This window comes from Evansella sp. AB-rgal1 (assembly GCF_041820985.1).
Classification (GTDB): domain Bacteria; phylum Bacillota; class Bacilli; order Bacillales; family Salisediminibacteriaceae; genus Evansella.
On sequence record NZ_JBGUAU010000018.1, the window covers coordinates 24482 to 36461 of the forward strand.

An 11980-nucleotide genomic window follows, 5' to 3' on the forward strand; every position below is an offset into this window, starting at 1 on the left:
CTTATTGATCACCTTCTTTCTTTTCATCCTCAATCTTTTCATCTACTTCATCGGGATATTCTATCCTAGAATGGAAGGTACCTTGTAATGTTTCACAAATAGACTTTGCTATTTTATTCAACTCTTTTAACGTTAAATCGCATTCATCAAATTGACCATCTTCAAGACGATCCGTAATAATCTTTTTGACTAAAGCTTCTATTTTCGCTGAAGAAGGTTTATTCATGGAACGAACAGCTGCTTCTACACAATCAGCGATACCAACGATAGCCGCTTCCCTAGATTGGGCTTTTGGACCTGGATAACGAAATTCCTCTTCAGGTATTTCTTTCTCACCATTTTGCATTGCTTTAAAATAAAAATATTTGAGCAACGTAGTACCATGATGTTGCTCTGCTATCCCAATAATTTCACGTGGCATTTTATATTCTTTTAACATATCCACCCCATCATAAGGATGAGCAATAATTATTGTTTTACTCAATTGTGGTGATATTTTATCATGAGGATTATCAATTTTCATTTGATTCTCAATGAAAAAATGTGGTCTCTTCGTTTTTCCTAGGTCATGATAATAAGCACCTACCCTCGCCAATAAACCATTCGCCCCTACAGCTTCACAAGCACCCTCAGCCAAATTTGCTACAAAAACACTATGATGATACGTACCAGGAGCTTCTAACAGTATTTTCCGCAATAATGGATGATTTGGATTAGATAATTCGATCAATTTCGTTGTAGAGAGAACCCCAAAAGCAGCCTCTAAAAATGGCAATAATCCTAACGTCAATACAGCTGCAATAAAACCAGATAAAAAACCGAAACCTAGATTAAAACTAATTTCCATCCATCCAAATTGACCACTACGTAAAAGTAGAATAGCAATAATTACTAAGACATTTAATGCTCCAACAAACAATCCTGCCTGCAGTATTCGAAAAACTTTGTTTGACCTACTTAAAAAGAACACGCCTGCTACTGAACTAAAAAATACGTATATACCATGAGAATAATCTAGAATACCTGATGATTGTCCATTAAATATTACACTAGCTACAATAGAAAATATCATTGCTGTAAACAATGCTACTCTAGAATGCAGAAGAATTGTAATTAACATTGTTCCCATTGCAACAGGTACTATATAAGTTACTCCTGTAACTTCTGAAATTTGAGCAAAACTTATTAGTTTTAAAATTACTAGTGTTAGCGTATATATAACTACATACATTAATAAATGAGTATTATTTGTTTGTAATGATGTTTTAGCATCACCCAAATAATAAGCGAGCATACTTATTAGCAGAATGACAATAATAGCTAGTCCAACAAAAGGGTAGACGTTAGAGTGATCATCTAAAAGTCCTACTAAAGCCAATTGGTTGTATGTTTCTGACGTCACCATCTGACCTTCTTCTACGAGTAATTGCCCTTCGCGAATCATTACGGGGTCTACTGCATCAACTGCATTATTTCGTGCTTCTTCCGTTGCAGCATCGTCCAACATATAATTTGCAACTATTCCAAATCTTACTAACTCAATCATAGAGCGGAATAAACTTGAATCTACGGCAGAATTTACTACTTTTCGCTCTGCTTCGTTCTTCGCTTCCTCGGTTCTATCCATATTTATTTCTTCATTCATTGCATCATAAATTGCACTCGCGGTTGTTTCTTGTGCAGCCTCAAGATTTTCAGGCGAAGCTTGTAATAAGGTTATCAGAGTTTCATCCGATATTTCTTCACGCGTTTGTCGAGCAATAATACTCCGTACGCGCTCTACTTGCTCCTCTAATGTAATTTCATTTGGAATATCTTCTTCTGTTATCGAAGAATCTACTACATCTTCTTCTGCTATTAATTCCAACTCTGCTTCCAGCGCTTCTATTTCATCTATTCGTTCTGATACTTCACGCTGAACTTGACGGATCGTTTGAAATATTTCATTAATCCGAGCAATTTGATTTTCTACATATTGCGTCTTTTTCGTATAGATAGGACCTATTGATTCATATGCTAGTTGTTTTAATCTTTCTGTTTCTGTTTTATGCTCTATTGTTATAGGGGACCGGATATCCTGGTCAGAAATGGATCCAGGCTCCACTTCTAATGTCTCAGGGATGACGTTAGTCACTAATAATCCATAGGTAATAACCCCTATTAATACAAATAGAAAAAATCGAATATACCGATGATGTTTTATATTTTGCCACCAGTTTTGATAATCAATGGAAGGTCGTTTCCCCATGTTTCATCACCTCGTCAGGAATATACAGATAATCATTATTTATAGTTATTGTTTAGTCTGTTCTTCCCCTCGGTCTTCCTCATAAGCATCAATAATACGTTTTACTAACGTATGCCTTACTACATCTGCTGATTGTAGATGATTGAAGGATATACCCTCTACTTTATTTAAGATGCGTAACGCTACTTTTAAACCAGACATTTTTCCTTTTGGTAAATCAATTTGTGTTAAATCACCTGTTACTACCATTTTTGATCCAAAGCCAAGTCTTGTTAAGAACATCTTAATTTGTTCTGCTGTTGTATTTTGAGCCTCATCCAAAATAACAAAAGAATCATCTAAAGTTCTTCCTCGCATGTATGCTAATGGGGCAACTTCAATTGTTCCTCTTTCCATTAGACGTTCTGTATGCTCTACTCCAAGAACATCATGAAGAGCATCATATAAAGGCCTTAAGTATGGATCCACCTTTTCTTTTAAGTCACCTGGCAAAAAACCAAGACTTTCTCCAGCTTCTACTGCAGGTCTTGTGAGAACAATTCGTTTAATATAGCCCTCTTTTAAAGCGTGAACTGCCATAACAACTGCGATGTAGGTTTTCCCTGTTCCTGCAGGTCCTATGCCAAAAACAATGTCCTTATTTCTAATTGCCTTCACATAATGTCTTTGACCTAATGTTTTTGCTAAAATGGGTTTTCCTTTTGCAGTCACTGTTATTTTGTCCTCAAACAACTCGACAAGTTCACTTAGCATATCTCTTTCTACTAATTGTGCAGCGTATACCACATCACGCTCTTGAATTGTTGTTCCTTTTCGAATTAATTGCAAGAGCGTTAACAAAATGGATTCAATTTTTTGGATTTTTTCATCCGAACCAAAAAGAGAAACCTCTTCCCCTCTTGTCGTAATGGTTGTTTCAAATGCTTCCTCCAGTCGTTTTAAATGACGATCATTAGGACCAAAGAGAGCTTGCACTTCATTTGCATTTTGAATCGGAAGGTGAATCATTTGCTTCATATCTGTCAATCGTCTCAGTCTCCTTGAATTATCGGTTGTTTCTTTCCAATTTCATCCACTATTCGATAGTGAATGGTTACTATAACTTTACCACTCTCCACCGTTGGGTGCAAAACTTTTTCTCCAGTTATTTCCGCATCACTACTGAATAGATGACTTACCTTCTCCTTTCCTTTTTCATTCGCTATTCCTACTGCTTCTTTTACAGCAGAATCAATATCAATTTCTTCTGCTTCTAGTATATCAGTATATCCATAATAGAAAGGCATTTGCATTCCGAATAGTTTCCATGAAGCTTCATATTTTTCTTCTTTCACATTTGAATAATCAGGTGGATTCCATCCCCAAAATGGGATACCCAATTTCCCTATAAATAATCGATGTGTACGGTAACGTTGACCTGTTACTGCATAAAGTGTTCTTTCTAAAGGTACACTTACAGTTGCTTCATACCACATTTCGCCAAGGATCTTTCCTTTTGCTGCAACTTGCTGTTCTTTCCCCTCTTTTCCTATTAATCCAGAAACAAGCATGTCCCCTTTTTCCACAAGTTGATTCTGTTCTACCAGAGGTAACCCCTCTTCCACAAACATATCGTAAATAATAGCTTTATGAGTTGCAACGATGTGCCCCGGCGCTTCTAGAGGTTCCCTTTCAGCAATATCTTTTTCCACTACCTGAAAGTGATAGGTTGTACCTTTTCGAGTTACACCAATCCACGTAGCATCACTAATCCGGTCTGTGATAATGGACTGTATATCTTCAGGAGGAGGGAGTCTAAATTGTAATGCGCCTTTCTTTATCCCTAATTCCGTTACTGCTTCTTTTAATTCATGTTCTACTTTCGGAGAAGCACCTTCTATCTCTATACCCCAAACCATGTTTGAAAGCATATACAGAGATATGAAAAAGGCAATACAACCAAAAATGAGTCCATTTCTCCGCCACATTTTCTGGGCAAAAAAAGGAAAGCCTTTACGATCAATGAATTTTATTTTACAATCAGAGGTTTTCGCAATATGACGTAATTGCGAAACCTCGTCCAATAAGACAGAACAGATTAGAACATCCTTTTTTACATAATGGATATTCCAAATATTCATTTTCCTGTCGATACATCGATTAATAAATAATTCTGGATATGCTCCAGTAATCTTGATTCTTACATATCCTGTCATTTTATGAACCCACTGGTTTTTCATTCTCGATCACCTGCCAGAACTCCCCTCTTTTATGAAACGAATATCTTCAATAACACCCTCTAATAATATTTCTTCTGGTAAAATATTTTTAATTATAAACTCATTTCCAACAACTAAAAGCTCACCTTCCGTCAACCTTAATCGCAGTTCTTCTCGAGTGAAACGAATTACCCCTTTATGGTTTTCAATGTATATATGAAAATTTCCGATTAAAGTGACCCTTGGTAAGTCCATCATGACATCTGCTGGAAGGTCCATTTGTTCTGTCATCCACCGCTTTAGTTTTTTTCTAAGTTGCTTCATGATGAACCTCCTTTCGTATCATATGTATGATTGATTTTAACTTCCTATCACAGAAAAGTGCTGTTTTGTAAGAAAAGCTATAAGACAGAGTTCTACAATCAAGATTATTTATTTTACTGGTTAAATTAAATGAGTGCCTCCTCCCCATATGTATGCTATCAACGTACGATTCTTGCATAATTCTGTGAAGACACTCCCATACAATATTTCTCCATACATTGCTTATTAAATATAAAAAAAGGATGAACAGATGTTCATCCTTTTTTACAGTAATAATTATCTTTTTGATTTTGGTTTTCCTAGAACCTCAGACCACACAATTCCCTTAATAACTTCATCACCTGAGATATTACGAAAATCTAAAGCTTTATTAGATCTTGTTATATCCCCGTTTAAAATTGGTGACTGGTAATTAAGTTTCTGTTCCATTCTCGCTGCTCGTTCTTTACGTTCCTTCATTTCCGCATAACGGTCCTGTAGCTCCGAGTTCGCTTTTTCTAAATCACTATCGATATGAATAGAGGCAGTATACGTTTCTTTATGCTCCGGTTCACTCCGCTGATAAGAACTTTGTTGCTGTTGAGTTTGAGGGTATTGCTCCTCTTGTTGTTCTTGACGAAAAATATCTCGCCAATCAACTTCATCTTGTTCCTTCGTTTGCTGAGGACGTTGGTTAACAGGACCTCTTGGGTCTTGTTTCTTCTTTCCTCCAAGTCCTTGTAAAAAGCTGATTATTGCAGCAATGACGAAAAAGAGAAGGAGCGGATTACCTTGAAACAGTTCAAATATAGTTTCCATTGTTCATAGCTCCTTTCTACATGCAAAAGAGAGTTCACTTTTACTTACGACGATTGTTATCGTCGTTCTTTCCGTCATCCGTTGCTTTTCCAATAGATTCACGCATATCTGTGTCAGCCATAATGTTCTTCATATTCGTATAGTCCATAATCCCCATGTTTCCAGAACGGAAAGCTTCTGCCATTGCTTGTGGTACTTCTGCTTCCGCTTCTACTACTTTCGCACGCATTTCTTCTACACGGGCCTTCATTTCTTGTTCTTGTGCTACAGCCATTGCACGACGCTCTTCTGCTTTCGCTTGTGCAATTTTCTTGTCTGCTTCCGCTTGGTCTGTTTGTAAAACAGCTCCAATGTTCTTACCGATATCAATATCAGCAATATCAATGGATAAGATTTCAAATGCAGTACCGGAATCTAACCCTTTTGATAATACAGTTTGAGAGATACGATCTGGATTCTCAAGAACTTCTTTATGGTTTTTAGCAGAACCAATTGTTGAAACGATACCTTCCCCTACACGGGCAATAACTGTATCTTCACCAGCACCCCCAACGAGGCGATCAATGTTTGCTCGAACAGTAATACGTGCTTTCGCTTTCACTTCGATACCGTCCATAGCAACACCGGCAATAAATGGAGTTTCAATAACTTTTGGATTTACACTCATTTGTACAGCTTCTAATACATCACGACCAGCTAAATCAATTGCTGCTGCACGCTCAAACGTTAATTCAATATTTGCACGTTGTGCAGCAATAAGTGCGTTTACTACACGGTCCACATTACCACCTGCAAGATAGTGACCCTCTAGTTGATTAATGTTAATGTCTAAACCTGCTTTTGATGCTTTAATTAGGGGGTTAACAACACGAGCTGGAATAACTCGACGTAACCTCATCCCTACTAATGTAAAAATTCCAACTCTAACTCCTGCAGCCCATGCAGAAATCCATAATGCAACTGGTACAAACGTGAAAAGGACTGCAAATGCAATAATGATTAAACCGATTACAATAATTAACGCAATATCTCCTTGTGGCATAAAAATTCTTCCTCCTTATTTCTCTTCAATTTTTGTTGGTTCTAATACTTCTCTTACTACAATTCGTGAACCTGCCGTAGCAACCACTTTAATAATCTTTCCTTGTCCAATATATCCTCCCTCGGAAACTACGTCAAGTCGTTCGTCGTCGATTACTGCCGAACCAGATGGTCTCAACACAGTTAAAGTCTCTCCTGTTTTTCCGATGATATCAAGGCGATTTTCATTAGACACATAGCCTTCTTCTGTCTTCGTGGAATCCGTAAGTATCATCCTCTTTATCGGGCCACGATAGCCTACATATTTGAAAAATAGGATGGACATTACAATAGTTAAAACTGCTGCAAGTAATATAGAGAATATAATTATTGAAGTATCATAAGAAGCTAATACCATACTTCCTATTATCGAACCTATTCCTATGATACCAAATATCCCGAACCCTGGTACAAAGATTTCGATTAGCAGGAGTACTATTCCAACACCAAATAAGATAAACGTCTCCATTCCTGCGAATCCAGCAACATGATGTCCGAAGAAAAACAAAAACAAAGCTGATAACCCCATAATCCCTGGAATACCAAACCCTGGAGAGTATAATTCCAGTACTAATCCCATACTTCCAAGGGATAATAGAATAGGGATGATTATTGGATTCGTTACAAAGCGTGCAATTTGTTCCGCAAACGTTATTTCCATTTCACGCTCTTGTGCATTTTCAAGACCTAAGAACTCTAATAACTCTTCTCTACTAGATGCAATAGTCTCTGCATACCCAACATCCAATGCTTCACTTGGAGTTAAAGTTAAAATTTTGCCTTTAGGAGCTTCAGGAATATCAATATTTGGATCAGCCATTGCTAATGCATAAATTGGGTCTCGATCATTTAGTAGGGCAGCTTCCCGTAACTCCGCATGCCATGCTGACTGTGCTTTGTCATCCGCTGCACTACCTGATCCATCAATTACAGAGGCCGACCCCATTGTAGATCCAGGCTTCATAACAATTCTATCTGCATTAAGTGCAATATATGCACCTGCTGACAATGCTCGGTCAAGGACATAGGCAGTAGTTGGAATAGGAGTATTTCGAATTAAGGTTGCTATATTTCCAGCCGCATCAACAAACCCACCAGGCGTATTTATCTCAAAGACAATATGATCTGCGCCTTCTTCCATGGCTGTATCTATTGACCTTTCTAAGAAGGCCAACAATCCTCTTTCTACCTCTTGCTCCACAGGAATATAGTAGACGAGCTTTCCAGTTCCTCCCCCTTGTGCTTGCAGAGGTATAAGTGATAACACAATACTAAATAGAATCATTATTGAGAAAAATGCTATTCTAATTCGTTTCATGATGATCTATCCTCCTTCCCTCAAAAATTAACTCATGTATTACATACGATTCATGTAAAAGAAGGTTTCAACTTTTCTTCCATACGTATATTCCTATTATACTAATTTACGTTATGAATTAAAACTAACAGCACGATTAGTATAGAAAACCAAATCATCGTCGCTAACGAAAATATACTGATCCAAACAGAAAAACAAAAGTACGATAATGAATTGAAATAACCAGAAGTCATCTATTTTGTTATAAATACAAATTAAAAACGCCTTACTGAACGTAAGACGTTTACTACATTAATTTAAATATTTAAGTACGAGCTGATTGACTTTTTTCCCGTCAGCTTTTCCTTTAACCTTTGGCATTAATGCTCCCATCACTTTACCCATATCAGCTTTCGAAGATGCTCCAAGCTCTACTACAGTTTCCTGTACGATTTGGTCCAATTCGTCATCTGACAATTGTGACGGCATGTATACTTCTAAGAACTCAATCTCAGACTTTGTTTTTTCAACAAGGTCGTCACGATTGGCTTGTTCATATTCATGGAGGGATTCTTTAAACTTTTTCATTTCGCGACTTAAAACCGTCAATGCTTCATCATCTGATAGTTCGTGACCTAATGAAATCGCTTCGTTTTGTAAAGCTGATTTCAGATTTCGAATTATTAGTAGACGTTGCTTTTCCTTCTTTTTCATCGCATCTTTCATATCTTGATTTAATTGATCAAGAAGTTTCAAAGGAAATACACCCTCTCCTTAGAACTTACGCTTACGAGCTGCTTCTGATTTCTTCTTACGCTTAATACTTGGTTTCTCATAGTGCTTGCGCTTACGAACTTCTGCCAATGTGCCCTCTTTTGACATGGTTCTCTTGAAGCGACGAAGAGCAGCATCTATGGATTCATTTTTACGTACACGTGTTTCTGCCATTCTGTATCCCTCCCTCCAAACAACCAATCGAAAGACACACGAATTTGCATGTCTTTGTTGATTATAAACGAATGCTGACTTTCGGTCAACTTATATCTGAAAAGAGTAGAATAAAAATGAATATTTTTTTATTTTTTTGTACTAAAAATAATTATTAATATTAGTTTTACTAGGCTTTCAAGTCAAAATGTAATAAAAATCTAAAAGAAATATATTTTTATTTTTTTTATAAATGCTTGTCATCCTTGTCCTAATCTACCCATATACATGGTAGGAGAGGAGGGAACTTCATGAACCAAATCTTTTCCATGTTCGCAATTTTTATTGCTTTGTTTTTATTTGGTATGACCGTAATGCGCCAAGGATTACTACACTTACAAGGAGAGCGAATGACTTCCATTATTTATAAAGCTACAGATAATCCATATAAGGGCTTTATAGTTGGAATCATTGTAACAGCGTTATTACAAAGTAGCTCTGCAGTAATGGTTATCACAGTAGGTTTGGTTGCATCAGGGTTTATTCCTTTTCGTCATTCCATTGGAATAATATTAGGAACAAATATTGGAACAGTAGTTACATTAGAAATATTAGCATTTGATTTAGCTATTCTTATTTTCCCTTTGCTATTTCTTGGGATACTTTTGTTGTTACAAAGAAGTCAATTGTTATTTAGTATCGGATGCTTTTGTTTTGGATTCAGCAGTATGCTTGTTGCAATGCATGGATTCGAGACTTTATCCTATCCATTATCATCTTTGGCTATTGTATATGATTGGCTCGTTTCAACAAATGAAATAGAGTCACTCGCAGTAACTATTGGTGTAATACTGAGTGGAATTATCCAATCCAGTTCCGCTGTAACGGCAATCGCTATGAGCTTTATGAATGAAAACCTTTTACAGTTACCAGCAGGGATCTCCATTATGTTAGGTGCGAACTTAGGTACTTGTGTTACTGCATTATTAGCCAGTCTCGGAGGAAGCAAAGAATCGAAACTTACTGCATATACTCATATATGGGTAAACATAATTGGCATAGTTTTATTTTTTCCATTTATCCATCTACTCGCAACGACAGTAGAAACTCTATCATCATCACCTTCTCAACAACTTGCACATGCAGCTTTACTATTTAATGTGGTATGTTCGCTAATCTTTCTACCTTTTATTCATTCATTATCAAGATTTGTTCAGTGGATCCATAGAACGCCAGTTAATTACTGACCTAGATTATATCCACACCCAAATGTTCTGTCCGACAAAGTATAATTTACATATGCTATTCGGACAGAACATTTGACCTCGAGCGAGTAGGCGCAGGAGCTGGGCTTCTTTCCATGACACAACAAGTTATCCACAGATCAAAAAAATATAGTACGCTTATCAATAAAAAGCGACCTCCCTAGATTGGGAACGTCGCCTCGTTTTTAATAATCTGATTGACCTTGTTCACCTTGAACAATTGCAATACCTGCACTTGCACCTATTCGTGTCGCACCTGCTTCCACCATCGCTTGCGCTGTTTCACGATTACGTACACCACCCGATGCTTTTACTCCAAGTTCTGGTCCAACTGTTTTTCTCATAAGTGCAATATCTTCCACTGTTGCTCCACCACCAGAGAATCCAGTAGATGTTTTTACAAAGTCAGCTCCTGCTCTTACAGAAAGCTCACATGCCCTCACCTTTTCTTCATCCGTTAATAAAGAAGTTTCCATTATTACCTTCGTAATTGCCTTCCCTTTTGCTGCTTGTACGACGGCTTCCATATCTCTGTATACAATTTCATCCTCTTTGTCTTTTAAAGCCCCGATATTAATTACCATATCCACTTCTGTAGCGCCATTTTCAATAGCGTTTTTCGTTTCAAATGCTTTTACTTCAGAGGTAGAAGCACCTAGAGGAAATCCAATTACCGTGCACACTTTTACTTCTGGTGTATCCTTTAATATTTCATATGCAGTTTTTACCCAAGTAGGATTCACACAAACGGAAGCAAAACGATGTTCTTTTGCTTCTTCACATAACGTAATGATCTCTGATTTTGTAGCATCTGGCTTTAATAACGTATGGTCAATCATTCTTCCTAGTTCTAAACTCATCAATTTCATCCTCCGAATAAAAAAATTATGTATCCATATGAAAGAATACCATTCCTTTCACACATGTACAATTACCTTTTATTCTTCCATAGATGCAAAATTTTATTAAGTCTACCCTGAAAATACGTGTTATTAAGAGTGCATAAACTATGTAGTTTTAACAACTTTGATGGTTTGTATTCCATTCGTTTCAGCCTGCTCCCTTTCCTGTGGGGAGCTGGCGAGCCGTCCTCGAGCTAAAGCTCTGCGGGGTCTCGCCCCTGCTCTGCCTCCCACTGGAGTCTCGCTGGCTTACGCTCATTCCATAGAAAGTTGAGATTACTAAAACTTCTAAGAACGTATTTTCATTCTCCATGGTGCAATTTTTTTACTTGCATGGAGGTCTACCCTGAAAATATTCGTTATTAAGAGTGCATAAACTATCTAGTTTTAACAACTTTGTTGGTTTGTATTCCATTCGCTTCAGCCTGCTCCCTTTCCTGTGGGGAGCTGGCGAGCCTCCTCGAGCTAAAGCTCTGCGGGGTCTCGCCCCTGCTCTGCCTCCCACCGGAGTCTCGCTGGCTTACGCTCATTACATAGAAAGTCATAGTACTATCCACTACTTCACAGCGTATTTTCATTCGCCATGGTGCAAATTTTCCACTTGCATGGAAGTCTACCCTGAAAATACGTGTTATTAAGAGTGCATAAACTATCTAGTTTTAACAATCTTGTTGGTTTGTATTCCATTCGCTACTGCCTGCTCCCTTTCCTGTGGGGAGCTGGCAAGCCTCCTCAGGCGCAAGCTCCCTGCGGGGTCTCGCCTCTGCTCTACTTCCCACTGGAATTCGTGGACCTGCGCTCATTGCATATAAAGTTAATAGTACTAATATACTTCATAACGTATTCATCCGCCATGGTGCAAATTTTCACTTGCATGGGGTGTCTACCCTGAAAATTACGCGTGTTAGTGGCAGTCAAACTTATCTAGTATTACAAACTTT

The 11980-nt window shown here is 37.6% G+C and carries 11 protein-coding genes; 1 reads left to right on the top strand and 10 read right to left on the bottom strand.

The window, feature by feature from the left end; genetic code table 11:
* Position 1 precedes the first annotated feature (1 nt).
* The 9 genes from ACERII_RS15820 to rpsU form a co-directional block, all read right to left on the bottom strand.
* Positions 2-2248, bottom strand: coding sequence for an HD family phosphohydrolase (locus ACERII_RS15820; protein WP_373643630.1), 2247 nt, complete (start codon positions 2246-2248; stop codon positions 2-4).
* A gap of 45 nt (positions 2249-2293) precedes the next feature.
* Positions 2294-3274, bottom strand: coding sequence for a PhoH family protein (locus ACERII_RS15825; RefSeq protein ID WP_373643631.1), 981 nt, complete (start codon positions 3272-3274; stop codon positions 2294-2296).
* A gap of 5 nt (positions 3275-3279) precedes the next feature.
* Positions 3280-4467, bottom strand: coding sequence for a sporulation protein YqfD (yqfD, locus tag ACERII_RS15830; protein ID WP_373643633.1), 1188 nt, complete (start codon positions 4465-4467; stop codon positions 3280-3282).
* Between the two features lie 6 nt (positions 4468-4473).
* Positions 4474-4770 carry a sporulation protein YqfC gene (gene yqfC, locus ACERII_RS15835; RefSeq protein ID WP_373643635.1) on the bottom strand — a complete coding sequence of 99 codons (297 nt, stop codon included), beginning with the start codon at positions 4768-4770 and terminating at the stop codon, positions 4474-4476.
* A gap of 276 nt (positions 4771-5046) precedes the next feature.
* Positions 5047-5568 (bottom strand): hypothetical protein, encoded by a 522-nt coding sequence (locus ACERII_RS15840; protein ID WP_373643637.1) that lies wholly within the window; start codon positions 5566-5568, stop codon positions 5047-5049.
* A 40-nt stretch (positions 5569-5608) separates the two neighbouring features.
* Positions 5609-6610 carry a flotillin-like protein FloA gene (floA, locus tag ACERII_RS15845; protein WP_373643639.1) on the bottom strand — a complete coding sequence of 334 codons (1002 nt, stop codon included), beginning with the start codon at positions 6608-6610 and terminating at the stop codon, positions 5609-5611.
* Between the two features lie 15 nt (positions 6611-6625).
* Entirely contained in the window at positions 6626-7966 is a 1341-nt protein-coding gene (locus ACERII_RS15850; protein ID WP_373643640.1) for an NfeD family protein, read from the bottom strand.
* A gap of 291 nt (positions 7967-8257) precedes the next feature.
* Positions 8258-8701, bottom strand: a complete 444-nt coding sequence (locus tag ACERII_RS15855; RefSeq protein WP_373643642.1) for a GatB/YqeY domain-containing protein — start codon at positions 8699-8701, stop codon at positions 8258-8260.
* 18 nt (positions 8702-8719) lie between these two features.
* Positions 8720-8893, bottom strand: a complete 174-nt coding sequence (rpsU, locus tag ACERII_RS15860) for a 30S ribosomal protein S21 (RefSeq protein WP_013488195.1) — start codon at positions 8891-8893, stop codon at positions 8720-8722.
* 290 nt (positions 8894-9183) lie between these two features.
* On the opposite strand from rpsU, the gene ACERII_RS15865 reads away from it, so the two are divergent.
* Positions 9184-10119: a Na/Pi symporter gene (locus ACERII_RS15865; protein WP_373643644.1), complete on the top strand. Its 936-nt coding sequence runs from the start codon at positions 9184-9186 to the stop codon at positions 10117-10119.
* Between the two features lie 203 nt (positions 10120-10322).
* Here the strand turns inward: ACERII_RS15865 and deoC are convergent, their stop codons facing one another.
* Entirely contained in the window at positions 10323-10997 is a 675-nt protein-coding gene (gene deoC / locus ACERII_RS15870; protein ID WP_373643646.1) for a deoxyribose-phosphate aldolase, read from the bottom strand.
* Positions 10998-11980: the final 983 nt, after the last annotated feature.